The 26,833-nt window shown below is 37.5% G+C and carries 19 protein-coding genes, 2 pseudogenes, 1 riboswitch and 1 other annotated feature; of the genes and pseudogenes, 5 read left to right on the top strand and 16 right to left on the bottom strand.

Annotation, left to right across the window (positions count from 1 at the left end; genetic code table 11):
• Positions 1-112: 112 nt before the first annotated feature.
• From ACH0BF_RS19425 to ACH0BF_RS19415, 3 genes are all read right to left on the bottom strand, one after another.
• Positions 113-1,147 (bottom strand): YdcF family protein, encoded by a 1,035-nt coding sequence (locus ACH0BF_RS19425; protein WP_340854424.1) that lies wholly within the window; start codon positions 1,145-1,147, stop codon positions 113-115.
• A gap of 539 nt (positions 1,148-1,686) precedes the next feature.
• Positions 1,687-4,785 (bottom strand): isoleucine--tRNA ligase, encoded by a 3,099-nt coding sequence (gene ileS, locus ACH0BF_RS19420; RefSeq protein WP_406910049.1) that lies wholly within the window; start codon positions 4,783-4,785, stop codon positions 1,687-1,689.
• 49 nt (positions 4,786-4,834) lie between these two features.
• Positions 4,835-5,073: a binding site (T-box leader), on the bottom strand.
• Positions 5,074-5,406: 333 nt separating this feature from the next.
• Positions 5,407-5,817: a MerR family transcriptional regulator gene (locus tag ACH0BF_RS19415; protein ID WP_340854427.1), complete on the bottom strand. Its 411-nt coding sequence runs from the start codon at positions 5,815-5,817 to the stop codon at positions 5,407-5,409.
• 383 nt (positions 5,818-6,200) lie between these two features.
• On the opposite strand from ACH0BF_RS19415, the gene ACH0BF_RS19410 reads away from it, so the two are divergent.
• Together ACH0BF_RS19410 and ACH0BF_RS19405 are read left to right on the top strand one after the other, a co-directional pair.
• Positions 6,201-7,241 carry an NAD(P)-dependent alcohol dehydrogenase gene (locus tag ACH0BF_RS19410; RefSeq protein WP_340854429.1) on the top strand — a complete coding sequence of 347 codons (1,041 nt, stop codon included), beginning with the start codon at positions 6,201-6,203 and terminating at the stop codon, positions 7,239-7,241.
• A gap of 338 nt (positions 7,242-7,579) precedes the next feature.
• Positions 7,580-7,777 (top strand): annotated as a pseudogene (locus tag ACH0BF_RS19405) (DapH/DapD/GlmU-related protein); the annotation flags it as partial.
• 451 nt (positions 7,778-8,228) lie between these two features.
• On the opposite strand, the gene ACH0BF_RS19400 reads toward ACH0BF_RS19405, so the two are convergent.
• Positions 8,229-9,092: a glycerophosphodiester phosphodiesterase gene (locus ACH0BF_RS19400; RefSeq protein ID WP_120037600.1), complete on the bottom strand. Its 864-nt coding sequence runs from the start codon at positions 9,090-9,092 to the stop codon at positions 8,229-8,231.
• A gap of 429 nt (positions 9,093-9,521) precedes the next feature.
• On the bottom strand, positions 9,522-10,715 hold the full coding sequence (norA, locus tag ACH0BF_RS19395; RefSeq protein WP_340854430.1) for a multidrug efflux MFS transporter NorA: 1,194 nt from the start codon (positions 10,713-10,715) through the stop codon (positions 9,522-9,524).
• A gap of 128 nt (positions 10,716-10,843) precedes the next feature.
• Here norA and ACH0BF_RS19390 point away from each other — a divergent pair, with 128 nt between their 5' ends.
• A complete protein-coding gene (locus ACH0BF_RS19390) occupies positions 10,844-11,674 on the top strand; it encodes a MerR family transcriptional regulator (protein ID WP_406910052.1) in 831 nt (276 codons plus the stop codon).
• 331 nt (positions 11,675-12,005) lie between these two features.
• Here ACH0BF_RS19390 and ACH0BF_RS19385 read toward each other — a convergent pair whose 3' ends face one another.
• Together ACH0BF_RS19385 and ACH0BF_RS19380 are read right to left on the bottom strand one after the other, a co-directional pair.
• Complete coding sequence (locus ACH0BF_RS19385; protein ID WP_340854434.1) at positions 12,006-12,242, bottom strand: hypothetical protein; 237 nt, start codon at positions 12,240-12,242, stop codon at positions 12,006-12,008.
• A gap of 24 nt (positions 12,243-12,266) precedes the next feature.
• Positions 12,267-13,307, bottom strand: a complete 1,041-nt coding sequence (locus tag ACH0BF_RS19380; RefSeq protein WP_406910048.1) for a flavin-containing monooxygenase — start codon at positions 13,305-13,307, stop codon at positions 12,267-12,269.
• Positions 13,308-13,484: 177 nt separating this feature from the next.
• Here ACH0BF_RS19380 and ACH0BF_RS19375 point away from each other — a divergent pair, with 177 nt between their 5' ends.
• Positions 13,485-14,195, top strand: a complete 711-nt coding sequence (locus ACH0BF_RS19375) for a ZIP family metal transporter (protein WP_406910047.1) — start codon at positions 13,485-13,487, stop codon at positions 14,193-14,195.
• Positions 14,196-14,448: 253 nt separating this feature from the next.
• Here ACH0BF_RS19375 and ACH0BF_RS19370 read toward each other — a convergent pair whose 3' ends face one another.
• The 3 genes and pseudogenes from ACH0BF_RS19370 to ACH0BF_RS19360 all read right to left on the bottom strand — a co-directional run.
• Positions 14,449-16,929 (bottom strand): heavy metal translocating P-type ATPase, encoded by a 2,481-nt coding sequence (locus ACH0BF_RS19370; protein WP_406910051.1) that lies wholly within the window; start codon positions 16,927-16,929, stop codon positions 14,449-14,451.
• A 175-nt stretch (positions 16,930-17,104) separates the two neighbouring features.
• Positions 17,105-17,455, bottom strand: a complete 351-nt coding sequence (locus ACH0BF_RS19365; protein WP_120037588.1) for an ArsR/SmtB family transcription factor — start codon at positions 17,453-17,455, stop codon at positions 17,105-17,107.
• A gap of 465 nt (positions 17,456-17,920) precedes the next feature.
• A pseudogene (locus ACH0BF_RS19360) lies at positions 17,921-18,088 on the bottom strand (RCC1-like domain-containing protein); the annotation flags it as partial.
• A gap of 567 nt (positions 18,089-18,655) precedes the next feature.
• Between ACH0BF_RS19360 and ACH0BF_RS19355 the strand changes: the two are divergent.
• On the top strand, positions 18,656-18,778 hold the full coding sequence (locus tag ACH0BF_RS19355; protein WP_259455748.1) for a hypothetical protein: 123 nt from the start codon (positions 18,656-18,658) through the stop codon (positions 18,776-18,778).
• Between the two features lie 379 nt (positions 18,779-19,157).
• Here the strand turns inward: ACH0BF_RS19355 and ACH0BF_RS19350 are convergent, their stop codons facing one another.
• From ACH0BF_RS19350 to ACH0BF_RS19325, 6 genes are all read right to left on the bottom strand, one after another.
• Complete coding sequence (locus ACH0BF_RS19350; RefSeq protein ID WP_120037586.1) at positions 19,158-20,564, bottom strand: sensor histidine kinase; 1,407 nt, start codon at positions 20,562-20,564, stop codon at positions 19,158-19,160.
• A gap of 3 nt (positions 20,565-20,567) precedes the next feature.
• On the bottom strand, positions 20,568-21,275 hold the full coding sequence (locus ACH0BF_RS19345) for a response regulator transcription factor (RefSeq protein ID WP_340854445.1): 708 nt from the start codon (positions 21,273-21,275) through the stop codon (positions 20,568-20,570).
• Between the two features lie 137 nt (positions 21,276-21,412).
• Entirely contained in the window at positions 21,413-21,772 is a 360-nt protein-coding gene (locus tag ACH0BF_RS19340; protein WP_406910046.1) for a YxeA family protein, read from the bottom strand.
• A gap of 20 nt (positions 21,773-21,792) precedes the next feature.
• Positions 21,793-23,718, bottom strand: coding sequence for an ABC transporter permease (locus ACH0BF_RS19335; protein WP_406910045.1), 1,926 nt, complete (start codon positions 23,716-23,718; stop codon positions 21,793-21,795).
• Entirely contained in the window at positions 23,719-24,474 is a 756-nt protein-coding gene (locus tag ACH0BF_RS19330; RefSeq protein WP_340854448.1) for an ABC transporter ATP-binding protein, read from the bottom strand.
• Positions 24,475-25,055: 581 nt separating this feature from the next.
• Positions 25,056-26,336 (bottom strand): Na+/H+ antiporter NhaC family protein, encoded by a 1,281-nt coding sequence (locus ACH0BF_RS19325; protein WP_340854450.1) that lies wholly within the window; start codon positions 26,334-26,336, stop codon positions 25,056-25,058.
• Between the two features lie 109 nt (positions 26,337-26,445).
• Positions 26,446-26,553, bottom strand: a riboswitch (SAM riboswitch).
• Positions 26,554-26,833 lie beyond the last annotated feature (280 nt).

Raw genomic sequence — 26,833 nt, 5'->3', positions numbered from 1 at the left:
CAGCCCCCATTCACAAGCAAAATAAAAAGGACTGTAGACAAACTCTAGAATTTCATTGAGTTTGTCTACAGTCTGAAGCCATTCACAAAAGGTGAATGGCTTTTTGTATTGGTTATAAAACTAATAAATAAATAATGGTTAGCAGGACTGAAAATCCTAAAATTGTTCCTACTACAATGGTATGGCGTTTACGTTGCATCACGACAATGGCAATATACTCGCGAATCATGGCATTTGGCCAGTAGTAGAGTGCAGTTTTTGAACCAATTCCTTGGCTCTTTAAACCTGCCTTTTTTGCATACAGGCTAGCCCTGAATAAATGGAAATTGTTTGTAGTAAAGATGCTGTTATATTTGTCTCCTTTTACTGAATCCATTATTTGTTTTGAGTAAAGCATATTCTGGAATGTATTAACTGAACGTGTTTCTGTTAATGTATGCTCAAAAGGAATTCCTTTCTCTATAGCATACTTTTGCATGGCTTCCGCTTCAGAAAGGTTTTCATCCGGTCCTTGTCCGCCTGAGAAAAGGATAATAGGCGGGAAAGCAGCATCCGCTTGTTTCCAATAAAAATCAATTGCCTTATTAATTCGACTGGCCAAAAGCGGCGGCACTTTATCGTTAATTAACCCGCTGCCAAGCACGATGATAAAGTCTTGGTCATATTTCGGCTTATTAAATTGATACAAAAAATAAGCAGTTAAAAAATTGGTTAAGTGTAGAAAGAAATAAACGATTATTAAAGAAGCCCCAGCGTACAGAGGTCGAAATTCAGCAGATAAAAAACGCTCAGGATTCATGGTTCTAAATAAGAACAATAATAAAAGAAAGATCCCTGAAATGAGGGTTAAACTGTTGGAGAATCGCCTGCTTTCTTTTTTCATCAGGATTCGTCCATTTAAAAATAACCCTATACTTAAAGCGAATAATCCAAATGTTGAGATAAAGAGTAGAAATACAAGTGGAATAATAGCAATTATCATAAAAATCCGATTACCTGAGCTGAACCCTACATAACCACAAAAAGTAAGTAATGAACAAAAAAACAGGTTAAATAGAAAACCGTTTATCATTCGTCTAGGATCTGTTAAATAAAATCCCAGGAAAACAACAAATAAAGCAAGAGTAATAAGTCCAAGAATAACCATTTTATACCTCGATTTCTTAAAAGATTGCCCAATTCATTATACATGATAGTAGTATCAGTTTATAAAGCCTTTTTTATTTTTTCCTATTTTTTTAGTTTACCATCAAAAAACCCCTTTCCTTTCCAAATGATTTTGTTATATTTATAAATTCACCCTGCTTTTTTTATCATGTATAATCATGCCTAGAAAACTAAAATTATATACTCAGTATTGAAAATTTCTAGCGCGGAAATTAAAAGATTCGAACAGCTATGATAGCAAGCTAACTTTCGCTGTATGCCCGGCATACTGATCATTATAATCCCAATGTTGATATCATCAAACATCCTCTTAATACTTCAATGCCTGGCAGTTTTAAACGATTTACTCCATCTACAATCGTAAGATCAACCCTTTAACCTATCATAATCAAAATGTTGTAAAAAGAAGGTTTTTAAACCCGAATGTTTCACTGCTTTTTAGGAGATTGTATTAAAAAAGTCCTGCGGCCAGTTTGAAAATTAGCTGACCGCAGGGCTTTTCTTTTTTTGTATGATAACCTAATACCTCAATGAGACCTTTACTGTCTCATCACCAAGTTTTACTTCCATATACTGTTCGGAATCGCTTAGCATTTCAAAGCTAATATCGTGAACAAGCACGTTTTCTTTAATTAGGCTCTCAAAGCGCTGAATTATTTCTTTCGCCTTAGCTGTTGCTGAAATATTGACCGCTATATACATCTCAACAGGTAAACCTATTTTTTTGCGAGTGTCTTGTATCGCTCGAATTAATTCTCTAACTTGCCCCTCTTCTACTAATTGAGGGGTAAGTTTTGTGTCCACTATTACCTTTAGCTGCTGATCGCCCGCCGTCTCAAAACCAGAGGAAACTGCATACTCAACGTTGATATGCTCCTTCTGTAATATTACCGTTTGCCCCTCTATATTGATTTTTATTTGACCGTAATCAAGTAATGTATTCTTCTCAGTATCAGTTAGTTGATCGACATATTGTTTCACTGCATTTACCAGTTTACCAAACGTTGCACCTGCTGTTTTAAAATTCAGTTTTAATGTAGTGGATTCATATTGTGATAAATCTTTCGTATAAATAACATTTTTAACATTCAGTTCGTCTTTAATAATGTCTGTGTAATCTTGCAAAAGGTGTTCCCCTTCACTATTCCATACGATTATTTTCTGCAAGGGCTGCTTAACCTTAATGCTTTGGGCGTTACGAACACTCCGGCCCAATTCTACTATCTTCAAGATCGTTTGCATATCTTCCTCTAAATTAGGATTAATCATCGACTCATTAGCTTTTGGATAGTCTTGTAAATGAACACTTTCTTGATCTAATTTCAAATAGATATCTTCTGCAACATATGGAACAAACGGAGCTAACAAGCGACTGATCGTAGTAAGTGCTTCAAATAGCGTTGAATAGGCTGCTTTTTTATTTTCTGAAAGCCCTGACACCCAGAAACGAGTTCTTGACCGTCGTACATACCAATTGCTTAATTCATCAACTAACATGGCAATTTCTCGTGTGGCTTGAGTGAATTGATAGTGATCCATATAACGATTAACGAGTTTAACCGTATTATGAAGGCGTGAAAGTATCCACTTATCCAGGGTTGTTCTCTCACCTGTTTGCTTTCCATCATATACGAACCCATCTATCTTCGCATACATGGCATAAAATTTGTAAGTATTATCTAATGTGTCAATCAATTTTGATTTTGCATCTTGCACATTTTTCTTTGAAAAACGCTTTGGATTCCATGGTGAACTATCAACCAGAAATGCCCAGCGAAGTGCGTCCGCACCGTATTGCTTTATAAGCTCAACAGGATCTAAAGCATTCCCTTTGCTCTTAGACATTTTTTGTCCGTTTTCATCAAGTACGTGTCCAAGTGACAAGACGTTTTTATATGGAGCTTTTCCCGTAAATAAGGTCGAAACAGCAAGCAGGCTGTAGAAGAAACCTCTCGTCTGGTCAATCCCCTCAATAACGACATCTGCAGGAAATTGCGACTCAAACTTTTCTTTGTTTTCAAACGGATAGTGATGCTGTGCGAATGGCATAGAACCACTATCAAACCAAACATCAATGACTTCAGGCGTTCGCTGCATTACGCTCTCACACTTCGGACATATACACTGTACTTTATCAATATAGGGCTTATGCAATTCCAGCGTGTCTGCTAGCGGAGCCCTGGCTATTTTTTGAAGTTCTTCTATACTGCCAGGCGCTTCTTCATAATGACAATTTGAACATATCCAAACATTTAAAGGGGTGCCCCAGTATCGATTTCTGCTTATGTTCCAATCCATAAGATTTTCAAGAAAGTTTCCAAAACGTCCGTTTTTAATGTGCTCTGGGTACCAATTAACAGCTGAATTGTTCGCAAGCATCTGATCCTTTAAAGACGACATCTTAATGAACCAACTATCCGTTGCATAGTACAGTAAAGGAGAATCACATCTCCAGCAATGCGGATAGCTATGCTCATATTTTTCCTTGTGAAAAAGGATGCCTCGTTCAGAAAGCATTTTGATAATGTCTACATCACAGTCCTTCACAAACTTCCCTGAAAGTTCTGTAACGTCGTTTGTATAACATCCTCTTTGGTCGACAATATTGACAAAGGATAAATCATTCTGCTGGACGGTTTTATAATCTTCTTCACCGTAAGCGGGAGCAATATGAACAATACCGGTTCCGCTATCCTCAGTAACATAATCTGCTAATACGACATGATGTCCTCTCTTAACTGTTACATAATCAAATGGTGGAGCATAATGTACTCCCTCAAACTCATGACCACTATGTTCACTAAGTATACTTACCTCATCACCAAGTACCTTTCCTACTAATGATTTGGCCAGTATATAAATTACATTATCCTTTTGAACACGCACATATGTTAACGTTGGATTCATGGCAAGGGCAACATTTGCAGGCAATGTCCATGGTGTTGTTGTCCATCCTAAGAAATATTCTTCATCTGCATCAAGGCGCTTAAATTTTATCGTTGCTGATAAATCCTTTACATCTTTGTAGCCTTGCGCTACTTCATGCGTACTCAGAGAAGTTTGACAGCTAGGACAGTATGGTGACACACGATGCCCTTTATATAATCGCCCATCTTTGTGAACCTTACTTAAAATGTTCCAAACACTTTCGATATATTTATTGCTTAGTGTCATATAGGGGTGATCCATATCCACCCAATAGCCTAATTCTTCCGTAAACGATCGCCATTTCTTCTCGTAAGTGAATACACTTTCCTTGCATTGATTAATAAAAGCTTCTACACCGTAGCGTTCAATCTCATGTTTTCCTGAAATACCGAGCTGCTTTTCAACCCCCAGTTCTACAGGAAGACCATGAGTATCCCAGCCAGCCTTTCTTTCTACTTGAAAGCCTTGCATTGTTTTGTATCTTGCCACTACATCTTTAATCGTTCGACCAAAGGCATGCCCTACATGGGGTAGACCGTTGGCAGTGGGAGGCCCTTCGTAAAAAACAAAAGGTGTTTTGCCTTCTCTTAATTGTACAGATTGACGAAAGGTATCTGCTTCTGCCCAATAATTCCGTATTTGTTTCTCCCGCTGTACAACTGTTTCTTTACTTTCTTCATTAGAGTTCATAGATATCGCTCCTAAAATTTTTTTAAAGCACACAAAAACCCCATCCCTAGTAAGGGACGGGGTTAACCGCGATACCACCCTAATTCTATTGATCCGATCAATAGCACTTAGCAACGTACAATCATACGTGTTCCTTGTAACGGTAGACGCCCGGCTAGACTTACTTTAAAATTCGGTCTAGCTTCTCAGAGAGGATCTTCACGTAACACTCGAACACTGACTTGCACCAAAATGTCAGCTCTCTGTGGATCAAGACGAAACGCTACTTTTTCTCATCAACGAATTTGTATGCTTTTATTAAAATTTATCGTAACAGATGCAAAAGAAACAGTCAAATATCTCTTATAAGAGGAATAGCCCTTTTAGGCGTCATATTTCATCAAGAAAAACGACAAATCAAATAAAAGCGACAAATCAAAATCTCTGTGTTTTATTGGTGTCTAAATCTTTTAGTTCTTGTTAAACAATCACTCTTTTCAATTTAAGTATAAATCTTTACAAAGTTAAAGAAAAAAGCCGAAACTCACTTTGGAAAACCGGCTTCTTCTTTATATGTTAACCGTAGCAAATGATGCAAACAGACTACCTGCACTATATATACATGAATATAAATGTCTTCTATTAATTAGGAATCTCTATTTTATTGTTTTTATGAATATCTTCCGTACCGGCTTCCAATGCAGTTTTGTAATATAAGCATTTATGCTCAATCAGTTTCATTGTTTTCTTCAATTCTTCCATCTGTGCTTCTGCATTAGCCTTTCTTTCCATAAACATGTCATACCTTTGTTGCAACGTGGAATCCCCTTCAGAACACCAATCAATGAAGTTTTTAATCTCCTTAATAGGCATTCCGGTGGATTTTAGACATTCCACGATTTTTAAAGCATCGATATCAGACTCCTTAAACAAGCGTGTACCGCTAGCTGTCCGTTCTACAAAAGGCATAAGTCCCTCTTTGTCGTAATAACGCAAAGTATATACTGTCAAATTTAATTCTTTAGCCACTTCACTGATAGAATATGTCTTCAATATTACTCTCCCTTTCTTAATATCATAGACCTCGAGTTAACTCTAATATTATAAGGAGATGTTATCTTAATGTTTGCTGAATGTCAAAGTCCTATCAAAGGAAAATAAAGACTAGCTTGATTAGTAGAGAAGAATATATTTTCAAAAAGACATGGCTAGCTCTCAATTAAATTGATAGCTGACTTGAAATGTGTATGGTTAAGAAGCGCTTTAAAAAGTATAAATCAATCACTTGACCTAGAGTTAACTATAGGTATTAACATTGTTTTGCAAGAGAAAACTGCTGGGATAGAAATGAATGAAGAGGAGCTTGACCTGAGTGATTCATTTGCCTGATACAAGCACATTCTCTTGGAAAGTATAAATTATAGGAGGCTTTATGAATGATCATCGCTAAAGCAAGAGCTGTTGATGGGCCAGACAAACCGTTTCGAATAGCTGAAATTAAACGACGCGACCTTGATTTGCACGATGTTCTAATTGAAATTAAATACGCAGGAATATGCCATTCTGACATTCACACCGCTCATGGCGAGTGGGGTCCAGTGAATTATCCACTCGTCCCCGGACACGAGATTGCAGGAGTTGTCACAGCAACAGGACCTAATGTTACAAAATATAAAGTCGGTGACCGGGTAGGGGTCGGATGTATGGTTGACTCCTGCGGTGAGTGCGGAAACTGCCGCAAAGGAGAAGAACAATACTGTCTCAAAGGAAATATTCAAACCTACGCTGGTGTTGATAAATACGGAGAACCTACCCAAGGCGGCTATTCTACCCACATTGTCGTACAGGAAGATTTCGTTCTCAGAATTCCTGATAGCATAGAAATGGACGCTGCAGCACCATTACTTTGCGCAGGCATTACGACCTATTCTCCATTAAACCATTGGGGTGCGGGGCCCGGGAAGAAAGTGGCTGTTGTAGGTATGGGCGGCCTTGGTCATATGGCTGTCCAAATTGCACATGCTATGGGAGCTGAGGTCACTGTTCTATCGCAAACATTGAAGAAAAAGGAAGATGGTTTGCAGTTAGGAGCAGATCATTACTATGCCACAAGCGACCTAGAAACATTTGAGAAACTTGCCGGAAATTTTGACTTAATTATTAACACGGTCAGCGCAAAGATTAACCTGGATGCCTATTTAGGACTACTCACTCTTGATGGCACGCTGGTAAACGTCGGTGCTCCTGCAGAACCGCTGTCGCTAAACGTGATAAATTTAATCGGTCATCGCCGCTCATTTGCAGGTTCGATGATCGGAGGCATCCGTGAGACTCAGGAAATGTTAGACTTCTGTGCAAAACATACTATTGCTCCTAAGATTGAAGTTATTTCAGCGGATCAAATTGACGAAGCCTACGAACGAGTATTGGCTTCTGATGTGAAGTATCGATTCGTCATTGACACGAGCACAATGTGAATTTGGTTAAGGAAGCACCGATTTTGTGAATAAAAATGGGATACCTTATTTTTCTCAATAAAGCGTCTCATTAGAGAACGACTAAGACAAGAACAATGTCAAAACAATAGAAAATCGCTAATAACACTGAGCTATTTAAAATCATTAACTCTCTCTATGCTCCTTCTCATGGGATGGAGCATAGAGAAAAGAGTTAAAAACTAGAAGATAGAAAACTATCTGAAAATATCGCAGCAGGGATGGATAGTATAAAAGTAAATGATTTACCCTACTTTTGATGAATCCATGTGTAAGGCGGAAAACAGTCAACTTTTAATCGTGGAATCATAAATGTTTAAACAACATACCCTTCCCCGGTCGTGATTGGCAAGAATGTGTGGATTGGTTCGAACGCCACTATACTACCCGGTGTGACGATTGGAAACAACTCTGTTGTCGCGGCAGGTGCAGTCGTAACGAAGGATGTCCCTGAAAATACTGTTGTTGCAGGAGTGCCTGCAACAGTGTTAAAAAAAGTGAACAATCATTTAGAATGAGTTTACGGGCTCTTTCATTTAAACAACTTTACCGTGGTATTTTTAAGTATGGCAAAGTTTTTTACATCAATAATTAAATACACAAAACCACGATCTAAAAGCAGAACGGGGTTTTGTGTATTTGAGATTTTGAAAATAAATAACTTTATTGTCACTTTACAAATCTAATCAACCCGTATATTTTTTAAGTGTCTTTTGGTTATTATTGAAAAACCTATGTGGTGATATAACCTTTGTCCTCAAAATCCCCCTCTTTTTTCGTTCTTATTTTCAAAGCATCTGCAATGTTTTTAGCTGCAGACTGCTTTTCTGCAGTCATACCCTTCATTCTGTTAAACTCCCTATTCAGTGTAATGCTAACTATTATATCTATTTTCTTCTAGAGCTTAAAAAAGGATGCTTTAAATTTCTAAACATATGACTTCTCTCCCCTCGCTTAAACAAAAGAAACTTATTTTCCCTTTTTAACTTCATGAAGCAAATCTGGGAAGTTCGTGAACATTCCTGTCACACCCCAGTTAATTAACAGCTTCATTCTTTCTTTATCATTTACTGTATATGGATGGATTTCAAGTCCCTTATTAACGACCTTTTGTACGTATTCTTTATTTAAGTATGTATGGTTAGGGCCTACTCCAATCGCATAACCCTTAATGGCTGCTACTTCTTCATCTGTTATTACCGCATTTGTTTTATAAGATAGTAATTGAATTAGCTTCACAGATGGATCGAGCTTGTGCATAATTTCTAAGCTTTGCGGGCTAAAAGATTGAACAAGAAGTGTCTCTTTATCTATGCGATACTTATCGATGAGACGTAAGAGTTCTTTTTCCATGCCCGGGTAAATGTCCGGTGACTTTGTTTCAATATAATATTTGTTGTTTTTCCCAAATTTCCGGAAAATTTCTTCAAGAGTTGGTACTTCTAATCCTACATAATCTGGATCAGCGTATTGTGGATATTGTTCGTTAAACCAGCTTCCTGCGTCTAATTGCTTGATTTCCGCTAATGTATAATCCTTAACAAGGCCTGTCCCATCTGTCGTCCGATCCACTTTCTCATCATGCATGGCAATTAATTGTCCATCCTTGGTCATTTGCAAGTCAATTTCAATGTAGTCCCCATGCATTTTTTCTCCTCTGTCATAGGATACTAGTGTATGTTCTGGAGCGTACCCCGACGCCCCGCGATGGGATACATTCAAAATATCCTTATGTTTCTCTTTTGCAAGGACCGTCCCTCCCCCAGTAATGACCCCGATTCCTAATACAAGAGCACCAAAAGCAGGTAACCATTTTCCTCTCAATCTCAACATCTCCTATAATTTCATTTATTTGAGTAGATTTCCTATTAAAAATAGCAATAGAATATTAATTTTTGAGAGGATTGATGTAAAAAGAATATAAAATTTTGTAAGGGTGATTGCCTATACTCCCTGGAAGGCTCTTCACCAAAATAGCAGGAGAGCTAAAACCACCTCAGCATTGACAAATAAAGGTGCAAAGACTCCTGCGGGATTAGCGGGACAGTTGAGACCCCGCAGGCTCTTTCGCGGCGAGGAGGCTCACCGCTCGCTCCACGGAAAGCAAAGCGCCTGGAATGGAAATCAACAGCCCCCATTCACAAGCAAAATAAAAAAGACTACCACAATAAGTGGTAGTCTTAACTGTCTATAAAGAATGATTTGTTCCCTATGGGAATCATTTAAGATTTCTTACAAAACATGCCCTTCATTTCAACTTGATTAATTATCTGCACTAGGCTTCACTTCACTTAAAGAATCCTTGGCTTGCTTCTTCCAGAAAAATGTAATAGCGATTCCTAGAGATAGGATCACCGTCGCAAAGTAGTAAGGGTAATTAATGTCTATATCAAATAATATCCCCCCTAGAATCGGACCGCTAATGTTCGCTAAACTTGTAAACATAGAGTTCATCCCCCCAACGAAGCCTTGTTCGTTCCCGGCGACAGTGGAAAGGTATGACGTAACTGCTGGCCGGAATAGATCAAACCCTACAAAAACAATAAATGTAACAAGCAAAATGGAGAAATATGAATGGGCAACAGTCATTAAAAAGACAAGCAAGGCCGACAATATCAAGCTATATCGAATCAATTTAATTTCGCCCCAAATTCGTGTAAGCTTATCAAATAGAATGACCTGTGAAACTGCACCGAAAATCGCCCCACCTGTAATAACAATCGCTATATCAGATGGTTTAAATTGAAATTTATGATCCACAAATAGACTAAAGAACGATTCAAAAGCGGCTAAACCAAATGAGGCAATAAAAATTAAAATAAACGCAAGGAAATATTTTGGGGCCATAATACGCTTGAAGCCAGCTTTGCCATCCGAGGCTTGTTCATTATGCTCTTCATTACGGTCCGGCTCAGATAGTAAAATAATGGAGAGTATAGCCGCAATTACACCAAGGGCCCCTGCAAAGAAGAAAGGTATACGTGTTCCAAACTCCGCCAAGAACCCGCCAATACCTGGACCAATAATAAATCCTGTGCTGATCGCAGCTGACATATAACCTAGTGCTTTCGCGCGGGTATCTAAAGTTGTAATATCCGCGATGAAAGCTGTGACAGCCGGCATAATGAACGCCGCACTAATACCGCCCAAAATACGAGAAATAAATAAGATTTTAATCTCCGTACCGATACCAAATAAAAACTCTGAAATCCCGAAAATAAACAAGCCAGTTACAATCATAATTTTTCTGCCGAATTTATCTGCCGCTTTTCCTGCAAATGGGGAAACAATCAATTGAGCAATGGCAAACGTTGCTGTTAAATAGCCAACCGTTGCTCCAGTAATGCCCAATTCATTCATCAGTGTAGGTAATACTGGAATGACAAGACCAATTCCCAAAAAAGCTATGAATAAGTTCATTAATAATAATCCTAAGGTGACTTTATGAGTCCTCATCTTTTACATTCTCCTTAACAAACTAATTACCGTCATTACAAACTAATTTGTATGGTTTTCATCTTTTACAATTTCCATTTTAGTGTATATAGTAACTATATAGTCAAGAACGGAGCTGTAAAAAATGAATAAAAAAAAACGGAAAATATTTGACTACCGGGGAATTCGCGAAGCTTTGCAAGGTAAACAAACAGACACTCCTTTATTACGATCAAATCGGGCTTTTCTCCCCAGAATATAAGAACAAAAAAGGTTATCGTTATTATTCAATTCGCCAGATAGAACTATTTTCTGTTATCGATTTATTAAAGGATCTCGGTATGTCGCTAAGTGATATTCAACAATATACGCAAAATAAATCACCTGAAAGCTTTTTGTCCATCATGTATCAAAAAAAGGCAGAGATTGAGAAAAAACGTCAGGAAATCGAAATAAAGGAAAAAATTATTGACACAAAAATAACCTTAATGGAGGAAGCATTGCACCTGGATTTTCATCAAGTCAAACTTGAACAATTGCCAGAAGCCACGCTTTATTTAAGTAGAAATATTGAAAATATAAACAATGAGGAATTTGTAGAGGTTTTTTCGGATTTTATTAATGAATTGGACGTATTACAACTTGATACGGGTTATCCAATAGGTGTAATAACGAAACGAGAGCAAGTATTAAAGGGAGAATTCACTAATTATAGCTATTTATATATCGAGCAGCCAAATCCGAAGGAAGGACATCTGTATTTTAAAAGTGTAAAGGGTGAGTTTCTCAGCGGATATCATATAGGAGATGAGAAAACAATACATAAAACATATAAGCGACTTTTCTTGGAGATGGATCGTTTAAATTTAGCCTTAGGTGATTATGTTTTTGAAGAATATATTTACGATACAGTTGTCATGAACCATAAGGAACATTATGTCACTAAAATCATGATACAAGTCAATCAAATAAAGAGTTAATTTTGCATAGATGAGCTTAGGTAAACTTGCCTAAGCTTTTTTATTTTGACATTAAGCCCCCTGTTAAACGGTCCTTTAGCTTAATTATATTTCCTCGCAATCTTGATACAGTAAACTTTATTGAAATCTATATTACACGTAGATTTTATACGCATAATCGAGTAACTAAAAATATTAGGAAAGTCCCTTCCTCCTCTTTCTTCATCCAACCATTGTTCACTTACTATATAAGATAGTTTAATATGAAGGCTCTATTAAGTTTCGTTGTTGATTTTTGTGCAAAGCCAAAAAGGGGTACTCCCCCTTTTGATTACTTCTCGTTAACATAACGCTACCTGCTGTAAGTGTTGATTCCTTTCCAAGGACATTTATAGTTTCCGAATTCTACACTAGAATCAGGTGCATCCGCCTCCCCTATTGTCGGCTGGTTTTCAATGGGTGGATGTTTTTTTAGACTGCTTTCAGTTTCTGTCACAGTCTCTTTTTCGCGATTTAAGAATAAAACAAGTCCAATGATAGCCGCGAAAAGAATCAACGTAGCAACCACGATCTTTTTATTGTTTTTCACAGAGCACTTCAAATTGTTTTTATTTTAACTTCTTATTTGGATATCATGCATTATGTACTCAGCGTCATCTCCCACTCCCTGAAGGAGCGCAGACCCCCGACGATGCTGCCAGGGCAAGCCTAAAAAGTAAAGACCAGGTACACTTGTCTTCCCTCTATGATGAATAGGCGTTCCTCTATCGTTAAACCCATCTTTAATATCAAGCCAGCTATAATCCGATATAAAACCCGTAGCCCAAATAATATTTTGTGCTTCAAGGGCAGATTGATCTTTGAATTGCAGGATGGTTTCATTGCCATGAACCGTTCGCTCCTTAAGGGTGATACGTCCGTTTCCAATTGCTCCTTTTAATTCAGAACCAAAAATCGTGTCCCCCCTTGCCTGTACTCTTCGACCAATCCAAGAATTATGGGAAGCTTTCAATATACCAATCTTATCTAACCACCAAAAAATGCTCTTGTTTCCTATTTTCAACGGCAGAAATCTCATCTTTTGACTGATCGATAGATAGGTTTCCCTCTCTTTCGAAAGTTCCACTGCTATTTGAGCACCACTATTTCCACCCCCAACGACCAGCACAGTTCCCTTTTGAAGATCAGCTGGGTTTTTATATTGAGAAGAATGGAGCTGAATAATGTCCACCGATAGATTCTTCGCAAAGTCAGGGATTCTTGGTTTCTGGAAAGGCCCCGTTGCAACGACCACATTTGTTGCCTTGAATTCCTCACGATTGGTTTTAATGGAAAAATGGTTATTTTCCTTCCATACATGCTCTACTTCTGTGTTCAACTGAATAGGCAAATCAAAAACACTCGCATAGGTGTTCAGGTACCTTGCTACCTCATCTTTCGAAGGAAAACCTTGTGATTCACCCTCCATTCTCAAACCCGGTAAAGAGCTGTATCCCCTTGGTGTGAATAAGACTAAAGAGTCGTATCTCTTGCTCCACTCTTCCCCCACCTTTTGGGCTCTATCCAAAATGATAAAAGGTTGTTTCAGTTGTTTTAAATAATAACCCATGGCTAATCCTGCTTGTCCGGCCCCTATTACGACTGTATGGTACATATTATCTCACCCTTAACAAATATTAGATGAAGCATTTATCTGTATACTATTTGGTTCTATGGTTTAACTAGCCAACATGACTCGAACTAAAAGGTGTGTAGAATTACATGTTAATCGTTGACTATTTGTCCAACGACTTGAATAAGAATAAACTATCTTTTTTAATAGGAGGCAACTATGAGTACAGCTAATTATTTACTTAGTTGTTATATTTTTTTGGGAACTAGCTTTGGAGCGCTTGTTGCTTTGTTCCTTTATAAATTTTCCAGAATAAAAGTACAGCATTTGTATCTTCTCTGTGGAGGAGTATTAGTAGGATTGATTATGTTAGAGCTGGTTCCACATTCTGTTACAGAATTTGGTTTAATTAGTATTGTGCTTGGTACTTCATTAGGCATACTGCTATGCATCTGTCTTCACAATTTTTTCGATCAATTGCCTTCTTTTCGTTACAGATCGGTAGTATTCTTAGTTACTGCAATCACTGTTCATAATATTCCGACTGGCTTAGCTATAGGTTCAACTCTGGATAATCAACTACTGTCTTCATCTTTCGTAACAGCTATTTTGCTGCATCAAGTACCAGAAGGGTTAGCGATTATGGTCTCCTTATTAAATTCAAGAAGACAGCAATTTAATTTTTCGCTCTTTCTTTCCATTTGTTTAATCCTATCTGGCTTTTTTCTTTTATTCTCGATTATGGGCAGCTTTTTAGATCTGACACTCAAATTGAATGGGCTTATTTTGGGCATTTCTATAGGTTTTTTAAGTTTTACCGCTGTTTGGGAATTTATTATCGCTACTTACAAAAAGGTACACTTCTTCGCTTCTTTTTTTCTATTATTGCTGGGTATCGGTGTTATTTACTTATTCAGTCACCATATTTAAGTGTTGAAGTGCAGTATTCTTGTGATCATTCTTTTAATAAATACTCAATATTAATGCCCAGTATATGGAAATAACCATGACAGCCAGCTTTCTTTATCTTTTGAAAACCAACCGACAACTAACAACACATCTGTCCAACTACTCGCGGTAAGAAAATGAATAGAGTGAGAACTAAAGCAGGCCGCTTTAATTAAAGATGCAAAATGTCCTGCCCAGTTCCATGTATGATAGAGGGGAATCCTATCCCTTCTATCTAGTTTTTAAGCTGAAGCAACCTCATGCTGTTTAAAATGACTAGTATAGCTGCACCTGTATCACTCATCACAGCCATCCATAACGTAAGATCACCGGTGAAAATTAAGATAAGCGCAGCGAGCTTTGTCAGTAAAGAAAACCATATATTTTGTTTGATAATGTTCAAAGCTTTTCGGCTTAACTTCACGGTATGAGGAAGTTTTTCTAAATTATCAGCCATGAGCACAATATCTGCTGTTTCCATTGCTGTGTCTGTTCCAGCTCCCCCCATAGCAATCCCTAGATCAGCTGTCGCTAACGCCGGGGCATCATTAATGCCATCGCCAACCATTGCTACGATTTTCCCTTCATTTTGAAGCTGCTTAACGGCGTTAACTTTGTCCTCGGGCATTAATTCAGCAAAGAAACGATCTACCCCCGCTTGAGAACTGATTTTTTTGGCGGTTCCTTCATTGTCACCCGTCAGCATGACAACTTGTTCCACCCCTACACTCTTAATACCTTTTAATGCTTTTGCTGTAGAATTCCGAATGGTATCAGCGACTGCAATCATTCCAAGGATTTTCGAATGTGTGCCTACAATTACTAATGTATTCCCCTCATCCTGCAAAGATTGAATCCGACTTTCCATGTCTCCTAATGAGACGCTCAGTTCTCGGAATAATTTCGGATTTCCGGCAAAATGGTCGATTCCATTAATATTTGCTTTCGCCCCTTTTCCTGCAATCGCCGTGAAACCTTCCCCCGATAAAGCAGAAATTCCTCGCTCTGAAGCATATATCACAATAGCTGAAGCGATAGGATGCTGAGAGTGTTCTTCAATCGTTCGGGCAATGGCAAGCAGTTCCTCTTCTGTTCCATTTACTACGTGTAGACTGGAGACCTGCGGTTTCCCTTCCGTCAGGGTTCCTGTCTTATCAAACGCAATAGCATTTAAAGCTCCTGCCGTTTCCAAAAACGTGCCGCCTTTAATTAGAATGCCATTCTTTGCTGCATTGCCTATGGCTGACACAATCGCCACTGGTGTTGAGATAACAAGTGCACAAGGACAGGCAACCACTAAAAGTTCAAGTCCCTTATAGAACCACTCTCCCCATGAGCCCCAGCCAAGCAAAGGAGGAATAGCCATGAGAATGATCGCCAGCATAAAAACAACCGGTGTATAGATTCTCGCAAAACGATCAATAAATGCCTCAGTCGGCGCTTTTTGTTCCTGGGCCTCTTCTACAAGATGGATAATTCGTGCGATGGCTGTATCTTTGACAAGCTTCGTAACTTTGACTTCTAACGATCCACTTTCATTGACAGTCCCAGCATAGACAACATCCTGTATGTTTTTGTCCACTGGAAGGGACTCTCCCGTTATCGGTGCCTGATTGACAGTAGAAGCCCCTGCAATGACCTCTCCATCCAAAGGAATTTTCTCGCCGGGCTTAATGACAACGATGTCACCGATTCGAATGGTTTCTACCGGTTTGCGAGACAGACTTTGGCCTACTTTAATCCAGGCTTCTTGCGGAGCTAAATTCATTAGTCCACGAATAGACTCTCTTGTTCGTTCAATTGATTTATTTTGCAGAGCGGCACCTACAGCAAATAACCAGACAACGGTTGCCCCTTCAAACCATTCGCCAATCAATGCAGCTCCAATGGCTGCCGATATCATTAAAACATTCATGTCTAATGATCTGCTTTTGATTGCATAGTAAGCGCTTCTTGCAGGCTTGTATCCACCAATAAGAATCGATAGCCCATACAATACCGTAATAAGCGATGGAGTCACTCCGTTAAATGACCCCAAAAATCCGAGGGCTAACAGAATACCAGAAATGGTTGTGGTAGATGCCCCTTTTTTATGGATAGGAACTTCATTCTTTCTGCCTGCAGATAATACCGCTTCAAATCCAGCATTTGCTACTTCTTTTGCAATAGCTTCCACACTTAAGTCATGTGTGATCTGCATTTTCCCTGTAGAAAAATTGATTCTGACTTCTTCAACGGTTGGAACATTTCTCATATGCTTTTCAAGGGTAACAGCGCATGCTCCGCAGTCCATTCCCTCAATCGTAAATGTTTGGCTCTTCCCGTTTCGGGCCAGTGATTCAGCATTAAATCCTAATTTTTCAACTTGTTTTTCAATAAGAGAGGGTGAAATAACTTCATCTGCCGTCACTTGCATTTTGGCTGTACTGTAATTCACTTGAATCGCTTTTATACCAGGCATCTTAACCAGACTTTTTTCAATAGTGGCTGCGCATGCCGGACAATCCATGCCTTGTATACGATATTCAAGCAAGTTGACAGGTTCATCCACTCTTCTTTGTGGCTGTGATTCTGTTTTAGTCACTGCACATGACGTATCACCTGCACAACAAGAACTCGTCTCTTCGCTGCCAGTTGCTGAAGGAACTGGCGTCTCAGAACACGAGCTGCTTGCACAGCAAGAGTCTTCTGCCTGTTTTTTCGAAGATTCAATCAGAATTAGTGGAATTTGTATACTTTTTGTTGAAGAAGCTTCATCTATATTTGACTGGGCCTTAGTGTTGCAACAAGAGCTTTTCAGTTCACTCTCTGTTTTATGTTTTTTATCCCCTGAATAAGCTTGCTCTTTCGAACAAGAATCACTAGCACAACAAGAATCTCTCTTGGGAGTATCAGACATTTTCCTCCACCTTCTCTTCTGGTAAAAGCTGCTTGTTTATTTCACAGCAGGCTACGTCTTGTTCTACTTGATTCAACACAATGTCAAACATAGAAAGCAGCTGCCTTGTTTCTTCGTTTCGAATGCTATAATAAACACTTCTTCCATCCTGTCGGCTAGTGATAATTCCGCATCCCTTTAAGCATGATAAATGCTGAGAAATATTGGACTGGTTTCCATTGATCTCTCTCACAATTTGTGAAACGTTTTTTTCCTTCTCCATAATACAATCCAATATTTGCAGCCGCGTTTTATCAGCAAATCCTCGAAGGAATTTGGTCTTCACATCATAATTACAACTCATATCGAAGCCTCCTAAAGTATTAGTCCATACTAATATATTCAATATTATCATATTAGTATGGACTAATATATAAGTCAATATAAGTTCTGTTTCGAAAAATTTTCATAGAAGATGTAACTTACTCAGCCTTTTTGTATACATTCCTCCTATTGTTAGAAGACCTCTGCTTCATCATCTTCAGTGTCAAATTCAATCAACCTGCACATTCTTTACCTTTCTTTCATTTATTCTTGATTCTATATTCACCCAAGATTAAGACAAGCTGTATTTAATAAAAATGCACATAACAACTCGCTGATGGAGCTGATTATGTGCATTAGATTATTTATGTACACGATTAAAATATTAAACGAAAGCCCTCATCAGCTGAAGAAGGACTTTTTATCTTTTATGTTACTCTTTTTTGAGGTTTATTAGTTGCAGGAATTGTATTCTTTCAACCAAAAACTAATTGCTGGGCAGTTGGATGGCGCGCCAACCGCTTATGTCGCATTGGCCATACTCATTATCACCGACAGCCACCACCGTACCGTCCGATTGAAGACCAACGGTATGACGGCGACCCGCCGCTATGGTATCTTTAGGCCACCGTTTCACCTTTAACACCGCTTCTTTCGGTGCAATATAATCCATGTTTTACCTCCTTGAAAGCAAGTCCTATTTTATTATTGTATCACTTCTGCTTGGCATACTAACCTGCGTCATCGGCTTAAGTATATTTCTTGACAAGCTTTATTTAATAAATTTCATTAAACGCTGCATTCCTCGCAAAATTTAGCGTGTACGCATACTTGAGCAGCTAAACGATACGGGAGTAAAGAGAAAATAAAGTTATTTAATTCTAATTGCACTAACGCATCCGTTCGTTCTAGGATGCTCAGCCATCGCGCTCAATTATGGAAGATCAATTACATCTGCCACATGGAGGATAAGCCTCTATTGGCTGAATAAGCAGCTTCCCAGTTAATAAAGCTTCTCCCGAAATTTTTTCACATCAACCTATATAAAGATACGAGCAATATAGAGAAAAACTTAGAAATCATGAGATTAACCCCTTTGATGCTCGCTTACATTCGCTTAAATCACCAATAATTGTAGTTTTTCCAAGGTATATTGACTTTGTAAAAAGATAACAAATAAGAGATAATAAAGATGCAATAATGAATGACAGTCATTCACATATTGAGGAGGTAATTTTATATGTTGAAATTATGGAAATCTGTTATCGAGTCGTTAGAAATGTTGGATAAGGCTTATCAAGCAGGTGAAAGGAATCGCGAACTTACTTTTGTAGAAATGTTCAAAACAATAGCATCCAAATAAATAGAGAGGTGATTTGATGTATGTAGATTGCCAAGTATGAACCCCTGTTCGTTTTCCAGACGGAATGATCAGGGGATCTTTTTATTTGATAATGTCTACTAGGCCATCATTGTTTTAGCCGTTTTATACACGAGAGATCATCGACTCATTAAGGGATAGTGTCAGAAAAATGCGCGGTTACAACGGTAAGAAAATTCGAATAGTAAAAAACCTAATTTTTTGCGTTCAATTGGAGAATACGACTTTTGGGTTGCCCCATAAAAACACCCTACAACTGAATAAAGCTGGATGTACAATTTAGAGAAATTGTATATCCAGCTTTATCTCGAAAAATATTGTTCACTCAGCGGCTTAGTAAACTTTCTTTTTTCAAAGATCTTTAAAATTTAATTTCAATCTCTGTTCCATGATCAATCTCACTGCTAGCCACAAGCTCTCCATTATGCTCTTCAATAATATCTTTTGAAATGGCCATTCCCAGTCCGGAACCTTTATGCGCTTCCCCCGTATTTGTTCCTCGATAATAACGGTCAAAGATTCTATCGAGTTCTTCTTTCTTTATGCCTTTTCCATTATCCATTATTTTTATATATATTTGTTCATCTTTTTCAACACACACATCTATTTTCACATTTTCGTCATTATGAACAATCGCATTATAAATTAAATTATTAATAGCTCTTCGAAACAATATTTCATCAACTTCCATTGGAATATTCTCTTGATTTACATGAAAGGTAATCTGGCGATTAGAATATTTAGGATCATTTAATATATCAATCACAATATGTCTTAATAAAGCGACAATGTTAACTGTTTTTTTATTTAAAGTCAGTGCTTTATTTTTCAATCTTGTCGATATATTAAGATCATCTATTACCTCTTTTATATACAACGACTTTTGTTCAATAATTTCGGCGTATTCTCTTATTTCCGGTAAAGTAGGGGTATAGTCTTGGTCTTTTATTAATTCTGCATATCCTTGTATGGAGGCTAGTGGTGTTTTTATATCATGTGAAATGTTTCCTATCCACTCTTCCTTCATAACCTCCAATTTCTTCCTTTCTTTTTCATTGGCTGTTAGTTGATTTGATAAAAAATTGACATTATGAAAGACATCTTTATAAACCCCTTTAGGTTCATAATTGACATTATAATCTTTATTAGCCAATTTTTTGATTCCGTTGATGAGTGCTTGTAAAGGCTTCGTTAGACGTTTACTAAAAAGGTATCCAATCAATAAGGCGATTAAAATATCTATTATAAAAACGATACCGCCAATTTTAACTACTTGAAATATGTCACGATTGTCATATGAAATAAAATAGCGATTAAAGCTGGGATTCTCTATTCCAATAAAATAACTATAACGATTGGTTCCTTTCTTTTTCTCACTAACAAATACTGTAGTGTTTGCATCAATCTCTTTGTACTTATATGTTTGAATGATTTCTGCCGGCGTATATTTCTCCTTTATCCCTGTTGGCGTTCTATAGCTATGAATCACTTTACCATTCTCGTCTAAGATCTGGATCCATGCGTTTTTTTCAACCAGCTCCTTTTTTCCTGATTCAGTAATAGATAGATGATGATTTTCTATATTTATTTTATCTTGAAATTGTCTTGCAAATTGCTCGGGTGTTGTTTCTTCTCCTTGAAATATTGGTAAATTAAAAACAGACTGTGCCATTATTAAAGAAAGCATAATAAAAGTGTTTATGAAAACAACTAGAATAACGACTAAAACGATGGAAAGTATATACCTGCCAGTCAGCTTCCATTTCATGACCTATTCATCCTCAACAGTGAATTTATAGCCCAGGCCTTTTACAGTAATTAAAAATTTAGGGTCAGAGGGATCTATTTCTATTTTTTCTCTTAATCGCCGGATATGTACCATTACCGTATTATCAGAGCCAAAATAGTTCTCACCCCAGACGGTGTCGTAAAGCCTTTCTTTGCTAATCACCTTATTCGTATTTTGGAGGAAATACTTCATTAAACCGAGTTCTTTCGGCTTTAATTCAATCATTTTCCCATTTTTTAACAGCTCTGCTTTTTGTTCGTTTAATTTAAATGGACCAGCTATTATAACAGGCGCTGTCTGGTTATCCGTTTGCGTATAGTCCGCTCTTCGCAACTGCGCTTTTACTCGATACGCAACTTCTTTAGGACTAAATGGCTTCGTTATATAATCATCGCCACCTATAGCAAAGCCCACGATCTTATCAAGCTCCTCCGTTTTTGCTGATATAAATAAAATCGGCACATTCGAGATAGTTCTCATTTGTTTACATACATCATACCCTTCGCCATCCGGCAACATAATATCTAATAAAACAAGATCTGGTTGTGTTTGTTGGAATTGAGCAAAGCCTTCTTTAGCAGTGGTAGATGTTACAACTTTTTCAATTCCTTCTTTTATTAGAACCGTTTTAATAATTCTTAAAATGTCTTCCTCATCATCAATGATTAATACTGTTTTGTTTAGTGTCATTCATTACTACCTCCATACCTTCAGTACTTTCATTATAAAGCAAATAAATCTAATGCCATAATAGGCTTATCATTCCATGTACACCAAAAAGAATCCTTATGATTAAGGATTCTTCTGAACTTGATTTCGGTAAAATATTACTTTAACATTTTGGCAGCTTTTTCAGGTAATTCTTTAGCAGGTATTTCCTGATAAGATGTAACTCCTTTTCCACTTTTCGTATACAGAAGTAAGTAGGCTTTTTCCCGTAGTTGCTTTTCGGAAGTAAATGTTAATGTTTTTTTGTCGCCATCTTGATCATAAGCAGGTAATTCATATTCATATCTTACATAAACAACTCCATTGCTTCCTTTATCCTCCATTTTACTTCCTTTTCCATTTATTTGTGTGTAATATTTATCCGTTCCTATTCGATTAAAATTTACATTTTGCATAAAAATCAAAGCACCAACGATAATCACTATCCCTATTCCAACAGCTAAGATTAATTTTTTCATGGTTCCACTCCTCGCTTATTTTATTTAGTCACAATTTTGTAGTAGGTTCGCACTGTTAATAAGTAATAAATTAGGTAAATGAAAATATATACACCGATACAGATTAATACAGGAATAACCAAGTTTGTTTGCATTAACCTTGATAAAGCAGTTAATGCTATAGCACTGTGTACTATTCCTGCTAATAATGGCAGGACAAAAATATAGAATACCTGTTTAGCAATTGAATTTCTGATCTCTTCTTTGTTTACGCCGATTTTGTGGAGAACCACATAGCGCTCTTTATCAGAATTTGCCTCTGTTAACTGTTTAAAGTAAATGATGCTTCCCGTTGCAGCAAGAAAGACTAAACCTAAGAAAGCACCAATAAAGATCATTAACCCTGTTGTCTCCATCCCAAGAGCATACTCATTGTAAAAACTCGAGAAACCTGCATCTTCAGGAAGAATAGATTGAACCTCTTCATTTAATACTTTTGAACTCTCTTCATTGGAAAATTTATAGGCTTCCATGTTGACAGGGTCTGTTTTTTTCTCTAATTGGGAGAATAATTGATTGCTTGTCACCACAGTAACATTTGCAGTCTGAATATTAAGGACATTATATTTCATCAGCTTTTTAAACGTAAGATCTTCTGCAAGGTCACCTACATGTAAAGGAATGCTTGAGCCTATATATTCTGGTGATAACCCTTCATAGTATCCTGCATCTAGTACGGCTGCCTCGTTTCCTTTCAGTGAAAGATGGACTTTTCTTCCCTGAAGGTTTGCCATGTCATTAAAAGCATTATTTGAGATAATGGTATAAATCGTTTTAACTTCACCCATTTTGCTATTTAAACTAGAAGTATCTACCTCAATTTGTAAGGTGGGAATAATTTTATGATAGATGACACTATGGTCCTTTTCTTGCGATATTCTATCATTCACCTTATTCGTTATATGCTCATCATTGTTTATGAACATCATACTATTTGGATTTGCTAACCTAGCGTTCCCTTTATTGTTATAATACAAGCTATAGGAAGCCCCAACAGCAGTTAATATGGTCGCACTGAGAATGGCAATGATCGTTAATATGCGTGCATTACCTTTCATGCGATACAGAAGTTGAGATGTGCTTATTAAATTAATCCCTCTCCAAAATTTCCTCTTGTTCTTTTTTGAAAGACCCAATAGATAGACAGTTAATGTGCTAAACAATAAATAAGTACCTAAAACAACGGAGATGATTATGGTAAGTGGTGTTACCATGAAACCGATTTTTCTCCAAACTTCTGATTCCATTATGTTTTGAAGAGCGAGCCAGTAACCAATCCCAATAAAAATAATGGATAATGCGGCAATAGACAAAGATGCTCTTGGCTCTTTTTCTCTCTCTTTGTCCGCTTGAAATAACTCAATCAGCTTAAATCGATAAATTAATCTATAACCGTAAAATGAGGTAACAGCTGTAATGAGAGTAAACACGATAATAGTGTTTATAATCGCAGCAGGCGAAACAGCAAAATTTACGATCACATCATAGCCCATCACCTTCATTAAAATTAGAACAAAAGACTTGGATAAAATGGAACCGAGCAAAATTCCAATAAAAAGGGCTATAACTCCCATTAAAAAGTTTTCATAAAACAGCATCCAACCTATTTGTTTCTTGCGTACACCTAACAATGAATACAGTCCGATCTCTTTTTTTCGTTTCCTTGTAAAGAAAGAGTTCGAATACCAGATGAAAATTGCAACAAAGATGATCAACACAACCGATGCAGCATTAAAAACGGAGCTAATTTTAGTTGAAGATTCCGACGTGGCAGCGATTGTTTTATCATATTTCAATGAAACAAATGTAAAGTAAATCACAATACTAAAAGTTATCGAAGCAAAATATAAAAAGTAATTTTTAAAATTTTTTCTTATATTTTTCCCTGCAATGCTAAATAGCGACATTTAACGGCCACCCCCAAGTGAAGCGAGAACATCTAATATTTTTTGAAAGAATTCTTCACGGGATTGCCGTATTTTATGAATCTCAACATCGATCTTGCCATCTTTAATAAACAAAATTCGCTTGCAGAAGCTGGCGGCAAAAGCATCATGCGTAACCATCATAATCGTCGAGTTATTCTGTTCGTTTAACATAGACAAACTTTCTAGCAAGCTGGTTGCGGATTTTGAGTCCAATGCACCTGTTGGTTCGTCCGCCAATATTAGGCTTGGGTTAGTAATAATGGCCCTTGATGCCGCTGTTCGCTGTTTTTGGCCGCCTGATATGTGATAGGGATATTTATCGAGTATGTCACGTATTCCAAACGTCTCTGCAATTTGTTCAACACGTTTTTCAATTTCACTAGTTGAAACTTTTGATAATGCAAGTGGAAGTAGAATATTTTCCTTAACCGTTAACGTATCCAGAAGGTTATAATCTTGAAAAATGAAGCCAAGCTGATTTCGGCGGAACTCCGCTAATTGTTTTTCTTTCATGCCCACAATATGTTGATCATTGATGATAATATCCCCTGATGTTGGTGTATCTATAGTGGACAAAACATTTAATAATGTCGATTTCCCAGCACCAGAAGGTCCCATGATGCCGATAAATTCTCCCTCTTTAATTTTCAAATCAATATCTTCTAATGCTTTATAAACATTTCCTTTTGTATCAAATATTTTTTGAACGTTTTTTGCTTGTAAAATGGTTTTCATTGATATGCCCTCCTTGTAACTAATGATGATTATAATTCCTAGACCTTACACCACCTTAATCCAAACCTTAAATAAACCTTAAAAATAAAAGCAAATCCTCATCTGGATTTGCTTTTATGGTTTCTATTAATTTTTCATCGGCATTTAATCTGTTATATCGTCAAATTAGAAGGTCCGTTTCCCTCTTTTATTATAAGGATGATCGTAACAAGGATAAATTATATAGGCCACATCCATTCCTTCACGCTGCTGCCTTCGAATCCGCTCCCGCTCTTCTTGTATGATCCATGCTAGCAAAAATGTTCGAAAATAATTTTTAGACTTAAACAAAGTGAAAAACAGCCTTTTTTGGATAAAAAAATAACCGTTCGTAAAAGTTTGACTTTTACAAACGGCATTTAAAGCGAAAGAGTAACACCCATAAATATGATTCCAGTTAAAATTCTAACTAAGTAAACTATCGAAAGGACGCAGTCAAATGTTCCAAACTTCAATGAATTCGAGAGCAATCACCGATATATTAAATATTTACCGCTTTAAACAAACGGAATAGGCTCTCCATTTGTTTAAAGTGGTGAAACTCAGACTTGCTTTTTTTTCGGGTATCCGATGAGGATAGCGATGATTCCGCAGATTCCTATAAGGATTGGATAGAAAGAGTATTGTACGATGCTCACTGGCGATATTCCGGCTACGCTTGCGGCTGCCAGGAATTGGGCTCCATACGGCAAAAGTCCTTGAATCACACAGGAGAAGATATCTAATATGCTCGCAGACTTTCGCGGCTCAATTTCATACTGATCAGCCATATTTTTTGCAAGCGGACCAGCAATTAAAATAGCAATCGTATTATTAGCCGTCGATAAATTCGTTAGGCCGACAAGACCGGCAATCCCAAATTCAGCACCCTTTTTCGATTTAATTCTTCTTGTTGCGAGGTGAAGCAGAAAGTCAATCCCGCCGTTAAACTTAATAACCTCCACCATTCCAGCTATTAATATCGCAAGAAAGGCCATTTCATACATGCTAGCCATTCCTTCGCCCATCTTTTGCAAAAGGCTCATTAAATGATAGCTGCCATCCGCTAAGCCAACAGCTCCAGCGAGAACAATTCCAAGTGCTAGCACAAGAAAAACATTCATTCCAGTTAACGCTAGAATAATGACTAAAACATAGGGAACAATTTTTACCCAATTATAGCTTAAATGTTCCACTTGCGCCGTTTCCCCCATTGTGATAGCCCCTAAAATAACACCCGTTACAATAGCTGCCGGCAGCACAATCCAAAAATTCACCTTAAATTTGTCCTTCATTTGTGCGCCCTGTGAACGAACGGCAGTAATGGTTGTGTCGGAAATAAAGGATAAATTATCGCCAAACATTGAACCGCCAATAATCGCCGCCATGACTAAAGCCATGGGAAGGTCAATATGCTCGCTTATCCCCACTCCAATTGGCGCCAATGCAACAATCGTTCCCATTGATGTACCCATGGATAGGGAGATAAAGCAGGCAATGACGAACAAGCCTACGACAAGCAAGTTTTGCGGAACAACCGCTAAAGCAAAGTTAACAGTAGAGTCCACTGCCCCCATGCCTTTTGCTACTTCTGAAAAGGCTCCCGCCAATAGAAAAATAACAACCATCAGCATCACATTTACGTTTCCTGCGCCCTGGCAAAAAATATCCACCTTTCGCCCAAAGGGTTCTTTTCGATTCATCGCCAGAGCCACAGCGCCCGAAATAGCAATGGCTACAATGACAGGGAAGGCGTAAAAATCACCTGTAATAACCCCTGAACCAATAAATAAAATTAAAAAAACAACAAATGGGATCAACGCCCATGGATTCCCTCTCTTCATTGTTCCACCTCCAAAAAATAAAATGGGACACGTCTTTTGCCCATTCTTTGCCTCGAAAAAAGACCTCATCTTGAACGACAAGAAGAGGCCTTATATCTATAAAACACTCCTCTTATCTATCAAGCCTTTGCTTGCTGGATTTGGCACAGCAACTTAATCACTAAGTTCCGTTGCCGAGATCTCATCGGGCCAGTCCCTCCATCTCTCTTGATAAGAAGAAAAAATCTTATTTTTTTGTCACAGCAACTAAAAGACTACATGATTTTTATTCCTTTATCAACAAAAAAATTATGGATATTTTTAAATGACGGATAGAAGATTATATGAGGACTTAAAAAGTATAGCTAATACTAGAAAATACAGGCCAGTGACAGTTATATCATCATTTTCGCATAATTTTTTACAAAGGGTGCCGTCAAAGGAACACGACTTTACAACGATAAATAAATCCTCCTGCTAAAAAGTTTAACATCTCCGTTTAATGATGTAGCCACCAT

This window comes from Pseudobacillus sp. 179-B 2D1 NHS (genome assembly GCF_045370945.1).
Lineage (GTDB): Bacteria > Bacillota > Bacilli > Bacillales > Domibacillaceae > Pseudobacillus.
Note: the sequence above shows the minus strand (reverse complement) of the source record. Positions and strands in the feature narration are given on the sequence as shown.

Coding starts and splice junctions, on each gene's coding strand:
- ACH0BF_RS19400 (WP_120037600.1), bottom strand. CDS start 9,092: ATGTTGAGATTGAGAGGAAAATGGTTACCTGCTTTTGGTGCTCTTGTA.
- ileS (WP_406910049.1), bottom strand. CDS start 4,785: ATGAACTCTAATGAAGAAAGTAAAGAAACAGTTGTACAGCGGGAGAAA.
- ACH0BF_RS19345 (WP_340854445.1), bottom strand. CDS start 21,275: ATGACACTAAACAAAACAGTATTAATCATTGATGATGAGGAAGACATT.
- ACH0BF_RS19325 (WP_340854450.1), bottom strand. CDS start 26,336: ATGAAGAGAGGGAATCCATGGGCGTTGATCCCATTTGTTGTTTTTTTA.
- ACH0BF_RS19410 (WP_340854429.1), top strand. CDS start 6,201: ATGATCATCGCTAAAGCAAGAGCTGTTGATGGGCCAGACAAACCGTTT.
- ACH0BF_RS19365 (WP_120037588.1), bottom strand. CDS start 17,455: ATGAGTTGTAATTATGATGTGAAGACCAAATTCCTTCGAGGATTTGCT.
- ACH0BF_RS19330 (WP_340854448.1), bottom strand. CDS start 24,474: ATGAAAACCATTTTACAAGCAAAAAACGTTCAAAAAATATTTGATACA.
- ACH0BF_RS19355 (WP_259455748.1), top strand. CDS start 18,656: ATGTTGAAATTATGGAAATCTGTTATCGAGTCGTTAGAAATGTTGGAT.
- norA (WP_340854430.1), bottom strand. CDS start 10,715: ATGAGGACTCATAAAGTCACCTTAGGATTATTATTAATGAACTTATTC.
- ACH0BF_RS19375 (WP_406910047.1), top strand. CDS start 13,485: ATGAGTACAGCTAATTATTTACTTAGTTGTTATATTTTTTTGGGAACT.
- ACH0BF_RS19425 (WP_340854424.1), bottom strand. CDS start 1,147: ATGGTTATTCTTGGACTTATTACTCTTGCTTTATTTGTTGTTTTCCTG.
- ACH0BF_RS19340 (WP_406910046.1), bottom strand. CDS start 21,772: ATGAAAAAATTAATCTTAGCTGTTGGAATAGGGATAGTGATTATCGTT.
- ACH0BF_RS19380 (WP_406910048.1), bottom strand. CDS start 13,307: ATGTACCATACAGTCGTAATAGGGGCCGGACAAGCAGGATTAGCCATG.
- ACH0BF_RS19350 (WP_120037586.1), bottom strand. CDS start 20,564: ATGAAATGGAAGCTGACTGGCAGGTATATACTTTCCATCGTTTTAGTC.
- ACH0BF_RS19335 (WP_406910045.1), bottom strand. CDS start 23,718: ATGTCGCTATTTAGCATTGCAGGGAAAAATATAAGAAAAAATTTTAAA.